8 protein-coding genes are annotated in these 20,760 nt (G+C 52.4%); 5 read left to right on the top strand and 3 right to left on the bottom strand.

Translation table 11 applies throughout. The annotated features are described in order from the left end of the window. Window positions 1-913: 913 nt before the first annotated feature. Complete coding sequence (locus M0220_RS14000; protein ID WP_264018003.1) at window positions 914-2,812, bottom strand: hypothetical protein; 1,899 nt, start codon at window positions 2,810-2,812, stop codon at window positions 914-916. Between the two features lie 144 nt (window positions 2,813-2,956). Between M0220_RS14000 and recC the strand changes: the two genes are divergently transcribed. The 5 genes from recC (at window position 2,957) to M0220_RS13975 (ending at window position 15,122) form a co-directional block, all read left to right on the top strand. Beyond that, window positions 2,957-6,634, top strand: a complete 3,678-nt coding sequence (gene recC / locus M0220_RS13995; RefSeq protein WP_264018002.1) for an exodeoxyribonuclease V subunit gamma — start codon at window positions 2,957-2,959, stop codon at window positions 6,632-6,634. Continuing rightward, complete coding sequence (gene recB, locus M0220_RS13990) at window positions 6,634-10,392, top strand: exodeoxyribonuclease V subunit beta (protein WP_264018001.1); 3,759 nt, start codon at window positions 6,634-6,636, stop codon at window positions 10,390-10,392. Before recC ends, recB begins: the two co-directional genes overlap by 1 nt. Beyond that, window positions 10,389-12,467: an exodeoxyribonuclease V subunit alpha gene (gene recD, locus M0220_RS13985; protein WP_264018000.1), complete on the top strand. Its 2,079-nt coding sequence runs from the start codon at window positions 10,389-10,391 to the stop codon at window positions 12,465-12,467. The genes recB and recD overlap by 4 nt, the downstream gene beginning before the upstream one ends. A 130-nt stretch (window positions 12,468-12,597) precedes the next feature. Next, window positions 12,598-14,715, top strand: coding sequence for an AAA family ATPase (locus M0220_RS13980; RefSeq protein ID WP_264017999.1), 2,118 nt, complete (start codon window positions 12,598-12,600; stop codon window positions 14,713-14,715). A gap of 170 nt (window positions 14,716-14,885) precedes the next feature. After that, entirely contained in the window at window positions 14,886-15,122 is a 237-nt protein-coding gene (locus M0220_RS13975) for a gamma-glutamylcyclotransferase family protein (RefSeq protein WP_264017998.1), read from the top strand. Window positions 15,123-15,249: 127 nt separating this feature from the next. Here the strand turns inward: M0220_RS13975 and M0220_RS13970 are convergent, their stop codons facing one another. Next, entirely contained in the window at window positions 15,250-19,026 is a 3,777-nt protein-coding gene (locus M0220_RS13970; protein WP_264017997.1) for a helicase-related protein, read from the bottom strand. 28 nt (window positions 19,027-19,054) lie between these two features. After that, a complete protein-coding gene (locus M0220_RS13965; RefSeq protein ID WP_264017996.1) occupies window positions 19,055-20,737 on the bottom strand; it encodes an AIPR family protein in 1,683 nt (560 codons plus the stop codon). Between the last annotated feature and the right edge of the window lie 23 nt (window positions 20,738-20,760).

Below are 20,760 nucleotides of genomic sequence, written 5' to 3'. Positions count from 1 at the left end.
GTTATCTAGGCAGGAACTCCAAATTATCTGGCGCAGCAGCTGTCCCTGCTGCAACCATGACACCAAAAATTGCCCGATAATGACTAACGGTGACCGACGATAGCTAAATTTGACTGACAATGACTAATTTTGACCGACAATGACTAATTTTGACCGACGATGACTAACTTTGACTGACGATGACTAACGGTGACCGACAATGACTAACGGTGACCGACAATGACGGTGACCGACATTGACCGACATTGATCGACATTGACCGACATTGATCGACATTGATCGACATTGATCGACATTGACCGACATTGATCGACATTGACCTACGTTGACTGACATTGACCGACAATGACCGACAATGACCGACAATGACTAACTTTGACCAACAATGACTGACTTTGACCGACAATGACTGACTTTGACCGACAATGACTAACTTTGACCGACTTTGACTGACGATGACTAACGGTGACCGGGTGACCGGATGACCGGATGACCGGATGACCGGATGACCGGATGACCAATGTTGATCGACATTAACTGACGTTAACCGACGACGACTAATGGTGACCGAGTGACCTATTTAGATCTTTATTGACCTGCATTAATTGGAATAATTAACGCTTTATCGTGTATCCCTTTTACTAAATAAAACACTGAGCGAGCAATAAAGGTGAATGCCATTCCATACTCAGCGCATTGTGATAACGACCAACAAAGTTGTACGTCGAATGACCCAAAATGAATCATTAATACAAACATATGCAAAGAATAAAAGAAAATTTGAATGGTTTATTTTAACAGAAGGATTGAGCCTTAAAGATGCCAACACAGCCGAGGATATTCTTACCCAACTTCTACATTTTTGTCCTAGCTTGAGCCAAGCAACCCAATCAAGACCAACTATAGTTATTTTCTAACAATCAGCCAAAAAGCCATCGTCTACCAGCCACGCAGGCTCGGGAATCACGGTCGATTGCTCCATTTGCTGTACTAATGTAGGCGCCCCAGAGGCAGGCACTAGCGCTAGCTGCAGCAGCTGTTGTTTAGCCGCCGTAATGGCCTGACTGCTTGGAAACCCCGGCATACGCCACCGAAACCATTCATCGGGCTGGCGAGATAACATCAACAGCAGTGCCCGAGTAGGACCTGAGTTGTAGGCGAGCTGATGGGCAAACAGCGTCGGTAGTGATGTCCAAGGAGCAAGATTAGCGATAGCATTTAATAAGGCTGTTGTTTGCAATGGCGTCAAGTCTCGCGCACGTAGCAACCGTGGCAAATAGCGTACAATGCCTGCCTGGCCATTCGGTATTGACAATCGTGGCCACTCCCCCTGGCCATACAGCGCGACAAGCACGTCCGTCGCTAACTCCCCTATGACAGGTAAGCCTTGCTCCACGGTTGCCACACGTAAGAGGTGAACTAAACAGTCATGTTTTTGTGCTTCTTTTAACAGGGTTTTGCGATACGCCCGAGCATCAGGACTGTGAGGCATACACAACGCCCAAAGGTGTAAATCCGCACTAAAGCCTTCTTCAACACGATCCACAGGCAGCTGCCAGGCCCAGCGCTTATCAGCACGCTGATAGTCTTGGTGGGATAACGAAAGGCGTTTGCGCTTGCGTCCACCCAAGCGCTGCCAGCCACTTAAAGAGCGTCGGCACTGCCAGAGCGCGTTGAGTGCTATACCTTGTTTGGCCAAACGTAACAGCGTACTTAATGTGTAAAACACGCCATGAGGAGTGTGGCGTTGCGCAAGCACGTTTAACACACCTTCTAGTAATCCATGCTCTCCCGCCTCTATTCGGGTCAAGCACTGCGCCAGTGTCGACTCATCAATAAAAAAGCGGGCCTGGTTCAACAGTGAGTGCGGAACACTGCCGTAACAGTCTACGGGCACACCATCGGGCAGCGATACGGTGGTTAAGGCGCGGCAATGATGTAACGCGACATGTTTTGCCCAGCTGAGCGTGAGGGTTGTTAAGTGTGGCATATGCAGTTGCACATGATCCCAGGCGTCGGCGAAGGTTAGTGCTTTTGCGCTCCCTCGTAACGTGAGATGTTTGCGGGCTGTATGGCGTAAGGATGAAGAAGGCCGAGCATCCGGCGTCTCACGTAATTGATTATGCGCTCCTTTTACGGTCGCTAAGGCTTTTATCCCTGCCACCTCATAGGAACCGCTAGATTGAATGGTCAGCGTTTTAAGAACGGATGCTTTCTCTATACTCACCTTAGCGGGGCCATCAATGACGCACTGTTCGACATGAGACGCATCGGGCAACATCCATGTGCCCTCGCCTGAGAGCCGTAAGCTTGCAGGCAAAAGACTTGGGTTGAGCACAACAGACAACTGATTGGGATTAACCGTTAATTCACCGTCCTCCCCCTTCTTCCCTGTCGAAGGGCAAAGATCGTCACTATGTGCATCATGACCCAAAAGACGCACGTTCTCGTAGGCTGACTTGTGAGACACCAAACGCAGCGTCCCAGCTTGCCAATCCGCATCTAACTCAGTGACGTTTCCATCAATGAATAACGAGCGTGGAACATCCATACAGAACAGATGGATAACGGCACCCTGGGAGAGCTCAGGCAAATAGATCATTCGCAAGTTAGGCAGTCGGTCTAGCTGTAAGTGCAGGTGTGTTTGCGCGCCACAGTCGCGAAAGTCCAACACTTCCAGCATCGGATCATCGTGGATATCCAAGGCACGCAGATGCATCTCTTTAACAACTAGCCAAGTACCTTGATGTGCGTTACCACATTCACCTACCAAAGCACCGCCACCATTATCGTCCAGCAATAATGTATCCATGCCCACTCCTCTTCGTTGCATAAGAAGCAGCATACGGCACGGGTGCGACGCTCCGTGTCGCATTATTCAGACATACTGATACTCTCAATACACTTAGTTTGGCGCTACACTGGCGTTTAAATCTTTCTTAACAAGGAAGTTCTTATGGCTGCCTACTCTGCTCCTAATGCCCATGAAAAACGAACCCAAGGCCTTATTGTCCTTCAGGGCAACCGCATGGAAGATCTGCGTGATGTCACGATGGCGTGGCTAGCCCACCGCCCCCTGCATCCGCTGGAGAAAACCACGTTTCTAGTACAAAGCAACGGCATTGCCCAATGGCTGAAGATTTCTATGGCCGAGACGCAAGGTGGAGTAGGCAGAGGCATCAGCCTTGGCGCAGATGTCATGCTACCAGCGCGCTTCCAGTGGCAGGCTTACCGCCAAGTGATTGACGCCGTTGCGGGTGACAACAGCGTGCCCAAAAGCTCGCCCTTTGATAAGGGCCAGCTACGTTGGCAGATCCTCACTATATTGCCCGACGTGTTAAAGGATCCCCGCTTTGAGCCACTGGCTCGCTATCTTGAGGAGGATCCGGATACACGCAAGCGGTATCAGTTAGCCGAACGCATTGCCGATCTGTTCGATCAGTATCAGGTCTATCGCGCAGACTGGCTAACGGCCTGGGAGCGAAGCGATGACATCCTCACGCAGGGGTTTTTAGATAGCGCAGCACGCCAACAGCCGTTAGACGATGAGCACTTATGGCAACCCACGCTATGGCGCTTACTGGGTGACACGATTGCTGAGCGCTTGGGGGAAGAGGCTCGCCATAGTCACCGCGGCGCGATACATCAGCGCTTTAAAACGGCGGCTAAAGAACTCTCTCAACGACCAGAAGGCCTCTCTCCCAGAATCGTGGTGTTTGGCATTTCATCCCTGCCCCTTCAGATGATCGAAGTGCTTGCCGCGCTTTCGCCGCTATCGGAAGTAATTTTGTGTTTGCTCAATCCTTGCCAGCACTATTGGGGCGATATTATTGAGACGCGAGATGCACTGCGGCGCCATCATCGACAGCGTCGTAAACAAGGCATGCCTGCTGATTTACACGCGACACCGGAAGCGCTGCATCTACATGCGCATCCGCTGCTGGCCGCCTGGGGAAAGCAGGGGCGTGATTACCTACACCTGCTCAGCGAATACGACGCGACAGAACAGTATCAAGACGCCTTTACGGCGCTCCAACAGCCCGTTGACTGCTTTGTCGCACCGGATACGCGTTATTTATTGGGCCAGTTACAGGATGACCTCTTAGATTTACGGCCGGTGGCAGAAAGCCAGAGTCGCTGGCCAGCGCTGAGCGCCACGGATCGCTCAATCACCTTTACGATCTGCCATGGGGCGCAGCGCGAGCTGGAAGTGCTCCACGACCAGCTGCTAGCGGCCTTTGGAGAGGATGCCACGCTGCAGCCACGCGATATTATCGTCATGGTGCCGAACATCAACGACTATGCCCCTTACATTGAAGCCGTATTCGGCCAGTTTTCGCCCCATGAACGCCGCTACCTGCCCTATCATCTTGCCGACCAACAGCGCCGCCACCGCGAGCCTCTCTTAGTCGCGCTCGAAACGTTATTAACGCTGCCACAGCGGCGTTTTCGCACCAGCGAAGTGTTGGAACTCCTTGATATTCCGCCATTACGGCATGCTTTTGGGCTTGAAGATAGCGACCTCCCCATCCTTCAGCGCTGGGTTCGTGACACCAATATCCGCTGGGGACTCAATGCTCAGCAACGCGCTTCACTCGATCTGCCCGAGCACGACGAGTTACATACGTGGCGCTTTGGCCTTGAGCGCATGCTCATGGGGTACGCCATTGGTGCTCCTGCTGAGACCGGCGATGACTGGAAAGGCATTGTGCCGTTTGATGAAGTGGCTGGCTTAGATGCACGCATTGCCGGCTCGCTTTACCGGCTCATTTCCGCCCTTGAGGACTATCGAGAGCGCTTGGATACCTCACAGTCAGCGGACGACTGGTCAGCGGTATTAGGCCAACTGATCGTTACCTTCTTAGCGCCTACTTCTCCACGCGAAGAGCAGCTGTTAGGGCATGTACAAACCACGTTAGACGCGTGGCGGCAAGAGATCCACGACGCTCAAATGGATCTGCCTATTAACTTGGCGGTGGTACGCGAGAGCTGGCTGTCGCGTATCGATGAACCTCAGCTGGCACAGAACTTTATCGTGGGGCGCATCACCTTTGCGACACTTATGCCAATGCGCGCGATCCCCTTCCGCCACGTGTATATGTTAGGTATGCAGGAAGGCGCCTACCCTCGTAAAAGCCAAGCACCCGACTTTGACCTAATGGCCATTCGCGGACACTACCGTCCGGGTGACCGCTCAAGACGTGACGACGATCGATATTTGTTCCTCGAAGCGTTGTTGTCAGCACGCGAGCGCCTAGTGATTAGTTGGTGTGGTTTTAGCGCACAAGATAACCAAGAACAGCCGCCTAGCGTACTAGTGGGGCAACTGCGTGATCATATTGCCGCTGGTTGGCGGCTCACAGCACAGGACACGCCAGCGCGTTTATCCGCCGATGAGCGCGAAAAACAGCGGCGTAGCCTGCTGGCCACTTTAACCGTAGAGCATCCCCTTCAGCCCTTTGGTCACGCGTATTTTGATAAAACCTCGCCACTGTTTACGTATGCCCGCGAGTGGCAAGGCGTCCGCTCAACAACTGCTGGAAGCACATCGTTGCAAGCCTCTGCCTCGCTACCGCTATGGCAACCAGAAAGCACGGTGACGCTGAGTGCCCTGGCCAGCTTTATGCGCGATCCCGTGAGTGCACTGTTTCAGCAGCGGCTAGCAACGTCCATGCGTGACGCTCACACAATCAGTGAAGACGACGAACCGTTTGACTTTGACTCTCTTGAAAAGTGGCAACAGCGCGACGCTATATTGCAGTATCTAGGCCAGCGCCTCACCAGCGATCGAAATGCCGACATTGATCTTCTTTTTCAAGAAACAGTCGACACACGCCAGCGCGCAGGCCACTACCCGCCTTCACCGGTAGGCCCCCTCGTGCAACACGCATTGTTAGAGCATTTGCCTGACACCCTCTCCGCCTACCAGACACTGCTGCGTCGCTATACTGACGCCGCCCACCCGGTGGTCTCGGTGTCTCACGCTGCAGAGATCACACCTGACACGCTAGCGCCTTTTAACCACACTCAGCCAGTGCATATCACCCTGAACGATACACTGGATAATGTGTTCTGTAGCGACACGGAAACAGCACGGATCGTATTACTTTCCAGCCATCTGCACCAAGGTAACAGCTGGCATTGGAACCAGATCATGCGCCACTGGCCAGCACATCTAGCGCTACAGCTCACCCACCCAGAATCAACTACGCTCTTGGTCTCACCAAGCGGTACCTTGGCCATACCTGGCTTTCCCAAAGCCCAGGCGGCAGAGTGGTTGGATAGGATAATTCGTCAATGGTTTAGCGCCATGCAGGCGCCATTACCCACGCATTCTTCACTGGCATTTACGCTATTTGAATACGCACCTGATGGCGTTGACCCACTCGACATAGAGGCGTTATGCCAAAGCGAAAAGCTAGTGGAGGAATGGGAAAAGGCGTTCGATCAGCTACTGCAGCGAAGTCCGCTGACAGTGCGTGAGTTACCTACCCTGGAAGATTTTTTATCTAACGACCAGTTTTTGACTACTTGCCAGGATGTTTACCGTGACCTCTACGACTGGGTAGCCGAGCTAACAGCCACTGAGCATCCAACCGCTGAGCAGCCAGATACTGAACAGGAGGCACGCTAATGACCACGCTCCCTTCCACTGAGTCGTCTTCTACCCCATTAGCCCTGGGCCTTCCCCTGCGTGGTAGCCAACTCATTGAAGCCAGTGCCGGTACGGGTAAGACCTTTACGATTGCGCTCTTGTACGTGCGCTTGGTACTCGGCCACGGACAGCCCGATGATGACAGCCATTCCTTCACTAATGGCTTCACGATGCCGCTGGTGCCGCCGGATATCTTGGTCGTCACCTTTACAGAAGCCGCTAGCCAAGAGCTGAAAGACCGCATCCGTGCCCGCTTGGTGCAAGCCGCAGAGGCGTTTAGGGCAACAGAGGGTGACGATGGCTTGCATCAAAGCGACCCCCTGCTGGCGCAGCTGCGCGACGATTATCCTCGCGCCCATTGGCCGCTCTGCGCCCGCAGGTTAGAAGTGGCCGCCGAGTGGATGGATGACGCCGCTATTTCTACCATCCACAGCTGGGCGCAGCGGATGCTCAAGGAGCATGCCTTCGATAGCGGGAAACTGTTTCATCAAGAGATAGTGAAAGACCTCTCCTCCTTAACGCAGGAGGCCGTATTTGATTATTGGCGGACACGCATTTACCCCATGGACGCTCCTATGGCAGGAGTGATGATGGAGTTATTCGCATCGCCAATAGCGCTACATGGCGCTTTACGCACTTTATTACAGCGTCATGATGTTCAACTCTGCTTTGCAGGCGCGCCGTTACCCAAAAAAGACCTGCAGGCACAGCTACGGGGGCTGCTTCCCGCTCGTGAAGCGCTAAATGAGGCTGAAGACAAGGCACGGCAGGCTTATTGCCAGGATGCAGAAGCGATACACCAAGCGCTGCATGGCCTTCGCAGCAAGCTCAATGGCAATAAGTTTCGGGGCAAAAACGATGACACAACGTTTGCCAGCTGGTTAGCAGAGCTCAACGACTGGGGGCGGGGAAAGCGTTGCCTGGCTGCGTGTAAGTTTGTTCAAAAACTCGCCACCAGCCAGCTGTTAGTGAATAAAGGCACCACGCTACCCACCTTTGAGGTTCATGATGCGTTAGAGGCATGGCATGAGCTGTCCACCAGTATTCACACTCAAGCCAAAGAACTGAAGCCGCTGGTACTGGCCGACGCACGCGAGTGGGTCTCCAACCGAGTAAACCAACAGCTCTCACAACGTGCTGAGATGGGGTTTGACGGTATGATCCAGGGTCTTGCTGATGCTCTTAGCGGCAAAGGCGGCGATGCACTCGCACACAGGCTACGCACGCAGTTTCCCGTGGCGATGATCGATGAGTTCCAAGATACCGACCCTGCGCAATACCGTATTTTTGATGCGATCTATCAGGTGCAAGAGAGCGACCCCTCGTCGGCACTGATCCTGATTGGCGATCCCAAACAAGCCATTTACGGCTTTCGCGGTGGCGATATCTATACGTACTTAAAGGCGCGTGCTGCCACATCTCCACGTCATCACACCCTGGCAACGAACTTCCGTTCAAGCGCGAACGTAGTGGCCTCGGTAAATCAACTTTTTCGGCATGCCGAAAATGCGTTTACTCGAAAAGCCTTCAGGTTTGCCAACGAAACAACCCAAGAAAACCCCATGCCGTTTACACCGGCAGGCGCGAATGGCCGAAAAGAAGCGCTAGTGCTGAATAGCAAGCCGGCAGCGGCGCTAACAGCGTGGTGGGTGGGTGAAGATGACGAACCGGTGAATAAGAAGCGCTACCTTGCGCAGGCCGCACGCCACTGCGCGAATCAGATCGCCAGCTGGCTTAACGGCGCTGCCTCAAACGCCTCAGGCTTTGAAAACACTACCGGCCAAGCGTTTCGACCACTTCAGGCGAGCGACATTGCTATTTTGGTGCGCGACCGCACAGAGGCAGCTGCTATCCGTTCGGCATTGAGCGAACGTCAGTTAGCCAGCGTGTATCTATCTGACCGCGACAGCGTATTTGCTACCCCAGAAGCGAAAGATTGCTGGCGCTGGCTTAAGGCTATTGCCCATCCTGAAGAGGTCTCGACACTACGCGCAGCACTTGCCACGCCCACGCTGGGGATGAGCCTTGCTCAACTGGATGAACTTCACCATAACGAGCTCGCTTGGGAGGCAACGCAAGAACGTTTTGCTGAGTATCGCGCACGCTGGCATCGCCAGGGCGTACTGCCTGCTTTACGTCAGCTGATGCACGATTATCGTGTGCCAGAGCAGCTGCTCGCTAAACCCCAAGGGGAGCGCTGCTTAACTAACCTGTTGCACCTTGCGGAATGGGCCCAACAGGCGAGCGATACCTTAGACGGTGACCATGCGCTGATTCGCGTTCTCGGTGAACATATTCAAGACCCAAAACGCGATGAGCAAATCCTGCGCCTAGAAAGCGATGCCGACCTGATCCAGGTGGTGACCATCTTCAAATCGAAAGGACTGGAGTACCCGATTGTCGCCCTGCCCTTTATCGCGACGTTTAAAGAAATTAACGGGAAATGGGGCACACCTCTGTTCCACGATGAAGGCGGCAACGCGTTTTTAGAGCTAGCCAATAGTAAAGATGAGGCGAAAGAGGGCTTTGAAGCGGCTAATGATGAGCGGCTTTCTGAAGATATGCGCCTGCTGTATGTCGCGCTAACCCGCGCGCGCCACGCGACGTTTATCGGGTTAGCCCCCCTGAAACATGGTAGTAGCAAAAAAGCTCAAATCGATAAATCCGGTATTGGCCACTTATTAGGTGGTGGGAAGGTATTGCCCGACCTGGGGTCGATTAAAAGCGCGTGGCAGGTACACTCAGAAGCCTGCGCTCATATTACCTCCCATCCCGCCACGAGCGAGGAGGTTAGCTACCAAGTACAGGCGACCAACTCTAAGTTAAAGACCGCACGAACACCGAGCCACCAAGCGTTCACCCCATGGTGGATTGCCAGCTACTCGGCTCTGCAGCAAAAAGGTGTGAATGCCCCTGAAACGCCTCAGGCAGAAATTGAAACGGAAGAGCACCAGCCAATACGCACCACCCTTATCCATGGCACGCCTGAAGTGGGCTCGCTGCATGCGTTTCCTAAAGGCCCTAACCCCGGCACCTTTTTGCACGGCGTATTAGAAACGCTGGCGAACGAAGGTTTTGATAACGCTAGCCGTGATGCAGAACTTACTCAGCGTATGCTGCAGCGCTGCGCTCAACGGGGTTGGGAAGTACATGCACCTGCCTTAAAAGCCGGTATCACGGCGTGGTTACATACCCCACTAGCAGCAGAAGGTGAGGAAGGCCCGGTGTTGGCATCGCTCACCCATTACCGCGCTGAACCTGATTTTTGGTTTGCCACAGTAAATGCCAAGACTCCGGTACTCGATAAGCTGGTGAAGGAGACGCTATTTCCAGGTGAGCCACGTCCAGCACTGGGTTTTCAACAGCTCAACGGTTTGATGAAAGGTTTTATCGACCTACTCGCAGAGCACAACGGCCAGTATTACGTGATTGATTGGAAGTCGAACTGGCTGGGGCCTTCTGATGCGGCTTACACCGAGGATGCACTTACTCGGGCAACCTTGGATAAGCGCTACGACATGCAGCTGTGTATTTACTTGCTGGCACTGCATCGCCATCTGCGCCAAACCCTGCCCGACTACGACTATGACCACCATATTGGCGGTGCCATGCTGGTCTTTCTGCGGGGCATACAAGCGCCTAGCCGGGGCGTTCTGCGTGTTAAGCCACCCCTTGCGTTTATTGAGCGCCTGGATGACCTGATGGCCGGAGAAAATCACAAGGAGGTGGCGGTATGAATACCCTGCACTTATCGGATAACGAGACCTTACTGATTACGCTTTTCGACTGGGCGCGCGCGGGGTGGATTCGCGACCTGGACGCAGCATTCGCTGACCAGCTAGCACGGCTTGCACCAGAGGCCGATGGCCCCTGCTTGCTAGCGGCGGCGATGGTCAGCCATTTAGCCGGGCAAGGGCATCTCTTACTTGATCTGACAACATTGACCACACAGCCCCGCTCGCTGATCGCTGTACAAGCTCAGGAAGCCATGCCCGAGCTGCCCACACCCGACACACTTATTGCCCGTTATGCAGACACCGGCTGGGAAAAAGCATTACGGGCTTGGTCGGCGGTGGGCACCGGCACTAACGGCAATGAGCCTCTTGTACTGGTCGGCTCCACGCTCTATCTGCGCCGCTATTGGCAGCACGAGCAGCGCATCACCGCGGCAGTGAACGCGCGCCTTGAACACGTGACCGATTGGCCCAGCGATCAGGCCGCCGGCCTGCTGAACCGGCTATTTCCGCCTGATGCACCTCATGCGGACGATGTACGGTGGCAAAAAATGGCGTGTGCGATTGGCGCACGCGCCCCCTTTGCGGTGATTACCGGAGGCCCTGGCACAGGAAAAACCACCACGGTCATTCGTCTGCTGGCGCTTCTGCAAGGGCTAACGCGTCTCGCTAACCAGCCTGCGCTGACAATTGCGCTGGCGGCACCGACGGGTAAGGCAGCTGCTCGGCTCAACGAATCAATTGCCCAACAGGTGGCTGCGCTGAACGATATTGAGCTCCCTGACGGCACGCAGCAGTCTGTGCCTACCGAGGTGAAAACACTGCACCGCTTATTAGGTGCCCGCCCAGATACGCGCCACTATGCCTATCATGCTCACCGCCCGCTACCTTACGACATGGTGGTGGTGGACGAAGCTTCTATGGTGGATATCGAAATGATGGCAGCGCTATTGGATGCGCTGCCCTCCCACGCTCGACTGGTGTTAATTGGCGATAAAGATCAGCTGGCTTCAGTCGAAGCCGGAGCCGTATTAGGCAGTTTGTGCCAACGCGCTGATGAGGGGCACTACAGCGACCCAACCGCTCAATGGATCACCGCCACCACGGGTTACACGCTCGACACTTCCTTGACGAACTCTTCAGGCCAGGCGCTGGATCAGGCGGTCGCCAAGCTGCGCCACAGCTTTCGCTTTGATAGCCAAAGTGGCATCGGGCACCTCGCCGACGCCATCAACGCAGGCAATGCCAAGCAGGCGAACGCCGTACTGGCAGACTCCAGCTATCAAGACCTTGCCCACCTATCGCTGTCAGCAACCGCGCCCTACCACAAGCTAACGACAACAGCGGTCGCAGGACGAAAAAATAATTCTCACGCACGCGGTCTTAGCCACTACTTGCACTGCATTCAGCAAACAGACACCCGCCCTGGTCTCGACGATGACAAAACTACGTGGGACAGCTGGGCGGCGACTATTCTCAAGGCACACAGTACGTTTCAGCTATTAACACCGCTGCGCCAAGGGCCTTGGGGTGTGGAAACGCTAAATGAACGTATTGAGCAGGCACTGATACGTGGAGGATGGATTGATGCCTCAGCGGCTGAAAGGCACTGGTATGAAGGCCGCCCCATATTAGTCACCGGTAACGACTACGGCTTAAAGCTAATGAATGGGGATATCGGCATTACCCTGAATGCACCGCGTCACTTTAAGAACAACACCAAGACAGTACCCAAAGAAGAGAACGGGTTAACGCTGCGTGTGGCGTTCCCCGATGGCCAAGGCGGTATTCGCTGGGTGCTGCCTAGCCGCTTGCAGCGCATTGAAACGGTTTACGCCATGACCGTTCACAAGTCGCAGGGCTCGGAGTTTAGCCATACCGCGCTGGTGATGCCGGATTCACTCTCGCCGATACTCACCCGAGAATTGATTTATACCGCCGTGACGCGGGCTAAGCATACGTTTACGTTACTCGACACCCACAGAGAGGTGCTAACACGCGCGATTGAACGGCGCATTGAGCGCTACAGCCGCCTATTTGCCGTTTCAGACCAGACCAATAGTCCTCACAACGAATAATTTCCACAACGCTTGAGTAGGCACTGGCTAACAAAGAGCGTTCGCTAACGAAGGGCATCCGCTTCTCCTGCGACATGGAACGTCGCACCTAAGGGTTATGCTACTGACATAAGCAGCAAAGGAGACGGCCATGCAGTGGGATACGATCTTAAATCTTCATACCAATTCGGGTGATGACGAGACACACAACCCAGAAGAGCGCCTTATGGCGCAACTTATTGCTGTGCGCGTGGTTCTGTTTCAAGGCAAAAATTGCTCGCTGGACGATGACGATTGGGAAAGCCTGTTTGGCTGGCTCGGCCTAAAAGTACCGGCCGCTGCAAAGGGTAGCCATCGCTACCATGATTACAGCGCCTCTCTAAAGCGCTGGTGGAAACGCACTAGCGGCACCATCAATCCATCCACTCAACTGAACAACCCACTAGTGATCCTGTGTGAACAGATCGCGAGCTTGCTACAGCTCTCTGAGCTTGAAACGCATTTGCTCACGCTGAGCTGGCTACGGCTGCGCTATCCACAAATGAACCCTACGCTTACCTGCATTGAAGACACCCATGCTAAGAAGCTATTAGCACAGCTGACCGGCCATGGCAGCGATGACGTGCACCTGTGCTTACAAGAACAAAGCCGCCTAAAAATGTTTGAGCTGCTGGATACGACCCACAATCACCGCTTACTAGACTTGGACGACACCTTATCGCCAGGCCCGATGCTGCGTAGCTTAGCGCCACTGGTGAACCACGATGTTACAACCCTGGCTTCCAGCACGTTACGTAGCTTAATCACTGAGCGTCTGATGAGCCTTTGCCCTATCCAGCCTGCTGGCGCGTATTCATTCGCCAGTTTTGGTGCTGTCCCCCTGCGCCAGCTGGCATTAGATTACCTGCGTAACGCGATCGACACCCAACAAACCGGTGCTAACGTACTAATTTACGGCGCGCCGGGCGTGGGTAAAACAGAGTTTGTAAAATCGCTCGCCACACTGCTCAATGTATCGCTATACGGCGTGCCAGTGGCAGAAAAAGATAACGATGTGCTTACTCCCAGCAAACGCCTAGGCCGCTACCAAGTCGTGCAAGCGCTGATTGGTAAGCGCCCAGGGCTTGTAATGTTCGATGAGATCGAGGACGTCATTAACGACGAAGAAGCACTCCCCAAAGGCTGGATGAATCAGCTGTTAGAGAACAACTCGACGCCCGGCCTATGGGTGAGTAACAGCGTGCATTGGCTCGACCCCGCTTACCTGCGCCGCTTCGATCTCATTATTGAAGTGAAGGCCAATCGCAACGAAGAGATGAATGCTCATTACCAGCAGTTAATTAAAACACTGCCCGTCACTCCCATAGGTCGACAGCGTTTGGCAGAACAGCCGTGGATGACCCCGGCTGCGGCTAAACAGCTGTGCCGACTAGGCACGCTGTTTAACCCACGCACGCCACAGCGTAATGAACAGCATATTGAGACACTGATGGCACAACGCCTGCAGGCGCTAGGTAAAGCAGCCGCGCCCATAACGACCAGTGCTAACACTTCCACCGGCCCTGCCATGCCTGCTTACCGCATGGAGTGGCTCAATACTCGCCCGGGGCTTGAGAATATCGTTAATCGCCTAACGCGCCGCCAGCGTGGCCGTTTATGCCTGCACGGCCTGCCGGGCAGCGGTAAAACAGCCTTAGCAAAACATTTAGCTAAACGCCTGGGCCGCGAGCTGATTACCGCGCACGCCAGCAGCTTGTTAGATAAATACGTTGGCGGGACGGAAGAAAAGCTCGCCGAGTTATTTGCTAAAGCACGGCAAACAGGTGCCGTACTGTTGCTAGACGAAGTAGACACCCTGCTGATGCAGCGCGATAACAGCATGAAAAGCTGGGAGATTTCCCACACCAACGAGCTACTGGTACAAATTGAGAACTTCGACGGCATACTACTCGCCACCACCAACCGAGTGAACAGCCTAGATCGCGCCGTGATGCGCCGCTTTGATCTCAAGGTGGAGTTTTTGCCGCTAGCCCCGGAGCCACTGCGCGAACTGTTAAAAGCGGTACTGCCTGAACGCGACCACATGCGTTTGGCCAGCATTCCCACTAATCACCTAGCCCAACGCCGCCTAACCCCCGGCAACGTGCGTACCGCGCTAGATCAGTTGGATTTACGCGGGCTGCCTATTCGCCTGAACACATTGCTGGATGCGCTAACCCTGGAAGAGCGCGAACAGCACGGCGAACGCCAGCCGATAGGGTTTGTGTAGTACAGCCTTATGCACTGGTGTCAACATATGGGAACAGAGATGCAACACCTACAACGCGACATACAACGCTGCCCACGCGTTGCCGTATACGGCACGCTTAAACAAAGCCAACATAACCATTACTGGCTCAATGGAACCCCTTACTTGGTAACGACCGCCTTACAGCCATCATGCTTTATGATCTTGGCCCTTACCCCGGGGCCAAAGCAGAGAAGTTAGCGGGTGCCGTGGTCGAAATATACGCCATTAACGCTAAACAGTTAGCCTTGCTGGATCAGTTGGAAGGCTACTTACCGCATGCCCCAGGTCAGGAGCTTTATAACCGCGCTATTTTCAATACCCAGCATGGCAAAGCGTGGTGTTATATATACAACTCAGAGGTCGATGAAAAAACTCAATTAGACTAGTGAAGAATAGTACAGATAAGCACGCAAGCAAGACGCCTAAAAGAATCGTTTTACTAACGCACAGCTTTCAAAGTTCAAAATCGCCCCTTCTACTAAATATTTCATCATCCACCTTCATATCACTTCACTATAGATAACTTTCTGCCCTCTCCTTCAAGCGGCGTGTTACCTCATCACTTGTGCGGTTATGCTTTTTCATATCACCTAATTGCCGATGAATAATCTCCTGCAGCGCATCAAGCATCAAGGGGTCAGCATCAACCTTGATACCTAAATCTCGGCGTGCAACCGGCCATAGTAGCTTGTCCGCTAAGGCCAGCATGGTGTTACGATCAGGCGAGTCAAAGTGTAGATACACACGTTTACCGTGCCGTTGACGAACGTCTTGCGTAAATCTTGTTATTTCACTGATCTGGTTAGCGATAGTGTCAGCGTTCGGACGCAGTTTCTGGGCAGCTAAACTCGCAGCAGCACTATCAAGCATAACGCGTTGATGGCGACCAAGCTGATCACTCTGAGGTGGTTTCTTAACACGGTTGCGTGGCACTAAAGTTAGTATCTCTTCTTCATGCTCTATTCCCTCCGCATTTAACAATTCCTCCCAGGCAGCTACCTTTCTGTTAGCAATCATCAGCCCTGAAAGTGCTTGGCGATTCTCCCAAGCTTCTTTGACGCCTTCAAACGGCATCGCCATATAAGCCAATAACTGCTCAAAAACTGGATCACCGTAGGTTGCAAAATGTAAATGGCGATAATCGTTCTGAGGTAGACCATGTTCAAATAGCTGACGAGATGTAGTTAACAGTACATCTTTCGGCACGCCAGGCACATCAACAACCGTAAACGCATCCCCTTGAGGAAAGCTTTCTATTTTTCCACCCAGTGCTTTTAAGTACTGGCTTTTACTGATAGCTTGCCAGATAGCGTCTAAATTTATGGGCAGCGGTTGTAAACGGCGCTCAGCTTCCAATAGCTCATAGGCATCTTTCTGCGCTTCTGCCTTGAACTCTGTTAGCTGTTGGCGCTCCTTAATACGCTTTGCGTGCTGGTGGGCTCTTCTGATGAGTTCTTCTTCATTAATTTTGCCTTCTTCACCATCAGATTTTGCATAGTCTTCAAAATCTTCTGGCTGAATAGGAAGCAGTGAAAACTGTAGCTCGCCAGAAACAGTAAGAGCTTCTTGAAAGCGTTCCACCAAACGAGAATAAACGACTTCCTCCACGCTACCTTGATAGAGGTAGTTAAAGACACGAATATGCTCATGATGCTGACCAATGCGATCAATACGGCCAATGCGCTGTTCCAGCATCATCGGGTTCCACGGCAGATCGAAATTAATCAGCAGATCAGCGCTCTGAAGATTCAACCCTTCGGCAGCCGCATCAGTACAAAGCAAAATATCAATATTACCGGCCACAAACCGCTGTTTAATGGTGGTACGATCCAATGACTCAGGTCTAGTCTCACCCGCATGGCGAAGCGTTCCTCCTGCACCAGAAAAGGTGCCGATAGGACAATTTGGCAACCGCCGACATAAATCGCGGTGAATAAAGTCCAAAGTGTCAGCATAACGCGTAAACAATACTACTTGGCGTACCCTGTCACTTCCCGGCACGCGGCGCTTGTCAATGTGCTCTAGCAAAGTTGCCATTTTCAGCGGGGTATGAGGCAGCTTAGCCATAGTGGCCAAAAGCTCTGCTACAGCGCCCTGTTCCCAGGTCAAATCACTCTCAGTGCGGTGCTTAAGCACCAAGCTTTCCACTTCATCATCACCCAGTTCATCTAACTCGTCGCGTTCGAGGTTATCGTTAACCAGTTGATGAGCATGGTGTTCAAGCGTTAGCTGAATTTTATCAAGGCGTCGCTCCAGCGAACAGCGTAGCGCATGGAAGGAAGATGCGTAACGCAAACGGAGAAAGCTGAGATAAAAACCAATAGCGGCACGTTGTTTTCCGTCTTCCATATTTGCAGCAATATGACTAGCCAACTCTGTACAGTAATCCTGGAGTTGATCATACACTTCACGCTCAACATGATGGAGTGGAATGATAATTGGATCTACCTCACGCCAGGCGAGATTAGCATTTAACAGTCCCTCGCGCTGATAGGTACGCAGCAGCGAACGCGTATGCCGCAACATGCTTCTTCCAAGCGGAGCTAATAAGCTCAAAGCAGGCTGCACATGGTTCCAGTTCATGGGAACCATCCACTGCTCCATGAAATTGTCTAGTTCCATCTGCCCAAACATATCCAGCACATGATAATAGACAAACTGCCACTGCGCTGGCGAAGCGGCTTTTACATTAAAGAGATAACGCCGCAGCCATTCGCACTCATGATCACTGATCGATTCATTATTTAATAAGCGCTCACGAATCTGATAAAAAATTTCACTTAAATCCTCTGAGAACTGCACTGCTCCCGCAGAGGGCATCAACTTGAGCAAGTCAAACGCTTCCACGCGGTTTAATTGCATGGGTGTGGCGGTAGCCAACAATAAAGTGCGCGACTTGGCGTAGAGGCTGCTTTCAAGCTCTTGATAGAGCTTGTTAAAGCGCGGTGTGATAGCTCTGTTATCGGGTGACTGCCGACGTGCTTTATGCGCCTCATCAACCAACACTAAATCGGTGTCAGGCATGCTGGCGAGAATGCGCCCTCCACGGCGATTAATCAGCAAGCCGGTAGAAATAACTTCCAGTGGAGCATCAAACATCTGCCCCTCAGACACCATCAATTCGCCGCTAATTTGGTCAATCTTTTCGAAACTGCCACGGCGGGTAGTACGCCTTACAAAGGGTAAGTAAAACTTATCCGCCATCTCCATGAGCCACTGTTGTGTCAGCGATGCAGGTGCAAATACACGAATAGAGGTTGCCCGCCCACTTAGCCAAAGTGCTCGAAAAGCTAGTCCCGCTTCAATCGTTTTACCTAGCCCAACCTCGTCACACAGCAAGTGGTTACAAGGGTATGTTTCAAGTAGGCGGTTCGCCACAAAGCGCTGATGCGGCCAAGGCTCTATTGGCGTTGTTTCTATAGCTACCTGCTCACCACCCGGCAATAGAGGTGCTAGCCTTATGAAAGCAAAGCGTGCTCGATCGACCATATTGGGTTTAATATCATCTTGCTCACGGACTTCGTGCTTAGATGACTGACAACGGGTACCGTCGATTTCGTAGAGCCCCCTGGCATGATGGGCGATGTTGACCAGTTTAGCTTTCACTGCTTCTGGTAGAGAGAACGTCTTAATAGCAGGATGCTTACCTGACCAAAGCGCTTCAAAGTTACGCCTCTTCTTAGGTATGACGGCTTGCCCCCAAGGCTCCCAGGAGGGATGTACCATGATATTTTCAGCATTAATTGCCAGTGCCGTCATAGATTCATTCAAGGAGCCCGCAATAAAGATCTCATCTTGACCATCGCCTAAAATCGCCCATTTTTCGTGTAGATAGCCATCCTGAGAAAATTCCAACGGCTGTGGTGTCCCGTTCTTAGTATGTACCCGCAGCCCTACACGTATACTTAAATGGCCATTAGCAACCATCCACGCCAGTAGCTCAACGCCGTGGCGCGTTGCTTCCGGCCATGCCTGAACGCTTTCCAGCTCAGCCAGCATCACTTGGCTGGCACGCTCTTGATCACCTTGCAAAATCGCTTCCGCGTCGTCTGAATTGAGCTGCATGCCCACTACAAAGCGTGCTTTGCCATCTTGCTCAACAAAGCGTGAAAAACCTTGAGAAGCTGCCGCTAACGAAGAGGAAGTAAAATACCCTGCCACGCGATCATAATGCGTTGCGCGCATTAAAGCGGGAATATAGAAGTCATGCAGAATATCGACCGTGACGCCATCGTCACGTAAATCCGACGTTGCATAGCTGGGTTCCCATGAATAATCGCGTAGCGCCATACCTGGCATTCCTTTTTACAAACAGTATTTAGTGCAACCGTGTATTGAGTCGCTCGATCAAATCACCACGGCGGAATGTCGCGGATAGCTGCTGTAACGATATTTCTTGATCACCGTAAAGGGATACCAAAGCGCTCTCCACATCTTGCACGGCTTCATGGAAAAAGCGTTCACTCTCTTCAGTGATCATCGCCTTACACTCAGCAAAATTGCGATGGCTTAAGTCGCTTAGCGATATACCCATATCCTTTAGTAGGCGCTTGCCCATCTGCATAGCAATAAAGCATGAGCCATAGCGTACTAGAAGGGGGTCTGATGCAGCAGGACGTTTGCGGTGGTTTTCTGCTGCACGATAAAGCAGTACAGCAGCGATCACCTGAGCACCGTTCAATTCGTCGCTAAAAATCGTATCGTAGAGCTTGCCAAAATGTTCACGCGTCAAAAATTTTGCCTGGTGAGGTGCCTGCCGCCAAATAGCCAGCACCGCTTCTGCTGCGGCTCCTGCAGTAATATCGGTAGTCTTAATCGTGCGCTCCATACGCTTACGGCGATAGGTATAACCTAACGCATCAATACTGGTTTCTAAACGCCGCTGTTTATCGTCATTAGCACGTAAGTCTTTTAAATCAACAGGGTTCTGGCTATTCGTAGCATGAGTGATCTGGAGCACCAGGTCTTCGTTGTCTTTGGGGAGTTTATATACTCTGACCAGCACAGAAGCATCTTTGGGTAATGGGACGCCTAACGCTTCCATTTCATCGAGTGTTTTCAAGATCGTCATACATGTTTGGCCACCATTAACGATCTGCAGATTCTCTACTTTCAGTTGGTAATCGCTCTCCTGAAGGGCGTTGTACGAAAAATCGTTACATACAAGCGTCAAGCCATTATTAAAGAAGTAAAAATTTGCGGCACTGTCTGAATTCAGCGTACGCCGAATGCCTTCATTAACTCGATTGCCATGGAGCCCCAGGTAACGCCGGATATTACGCTCCAACAACCTCTCCCCATGAGACCGCATGATGTTAGCGACTTCCGTCACGGGCAGCCGGCCAATACACACACGGCTATAGTGCATGTCTTCGACAATGGCTTTGCCTGACAGTCGTAGCGTTTCATCGACTGGCTTGATCCGCTGCAAAATATTGATAAGCACATCGTGATTAACATGCTCCCAAAGCACTTGGTCGCCAAAGTGGGTGCGGTCAATACTTTCCTGAGCCGCCTCTTTCCATTCCAACCCATTGTTACAGGCAATAGCCCGCACATTTGGGATGTAACCATCCCGAATAAGAGAGCGTGCTTCTTCCACTTTGGCTCTCAGCCGCTCATTAATGTTGTTTAGGGGCGCAGCAGGATTGAAGAGATGACGGATAGCATTGATCAGTGCTGAAACGCCCTCTTCGGGAAAATTGCTGTTGCCATCTAGCTTTTTTTTGTACTTACCCTGCACCAAGGTGACAAAAAACTCGCCGTCTACCTCTTCCGCGATATGCATCGCATCCACCCCAAAGTCACCTCCTCCTTCTGTTAGGCAGTCAAAGGCTTCGTCAGGATCAAGGTCTAGCATGGCTTTAGTACAGAGATACACAAACGATAGCGAGCGCAGGCGGTCGTCATCCCGAATATTAAGCTCTTCTGCGGCGCGCTCACGAATATCCGCCTGCAGGCCTTCAAGCTGCTGATCAATAATGGAAGCATTGATATTCATGGCAAATCCTTCAGAAGTATTTC

Origin of the sequence: Halomonas qinghailakensis (genome assembly GCF_025820815.1) — a bacterium.
Taxonomy (GTDB): Bacteria; Pseudomonadota; Gammaproteobacteria; order Pseudomonadales; family Halomonadaceae; genus Vreelandella; species Vreelandella qaidamensis.
Note: the sequence above shows the minus strand (reverse complement) of the source record. Positions and strands in the feature narration are given on the sequence as shown.

Coding starts and splice junctions, on each gene's coding strand:
- M0220_RS14000 (WP_264018003.1), bottom strand. CDS start 2,812: ATGGATACATTATTGCTGGACGATAATGGTGGCGGTGCTTTGGTAGGT.
- recC (WP_264018002.1), top strand. CDS start 2,957: ATGGCTGCCTACTCTGCTCCTAATGCCCATGAAAAACGAACCCAAGGC.
- recB (WP_264018001.1), top strand. CDS start 6,634: ATGACCACGCTCCCTTCCACTGAGTCGTCTTCTACCCCATTAGCCCTG.
- recD (WP_264018000.1), top strand. CDS start 10,389: ATGAATACCCTGCACTTATCGGATAACGAGACCTTACTGATTACGCTT.
- M0220_RS13980 (WP_264017999.1), top strand. CDS start 12,598: ATGCAGTGGGATACGATCTTAAATCTTCATACCAATTCGGGTGATGAC.
- M0220_RS13975 (WP_264017998.1), top strand. CDS start 14,886: ATGCTTTATGATCTTGGCCCTTACCCCGGGGCCAAAGCAGAGAAGTTA.
- M0220_RS13970 (WP_264017997.1), bottom strand. CDS start 19,026: ATGGCGCTACGCGATTATTCATGGGAACCCAGCTATGCAACGTCGGAT.
- M0220_RS13965 (WP_264017996.1), bottom strand. CDS start 20,737: ATGAATATCAATGCTTCCATTATTGATCAGCAGCTTGAAGGCCTGCAG.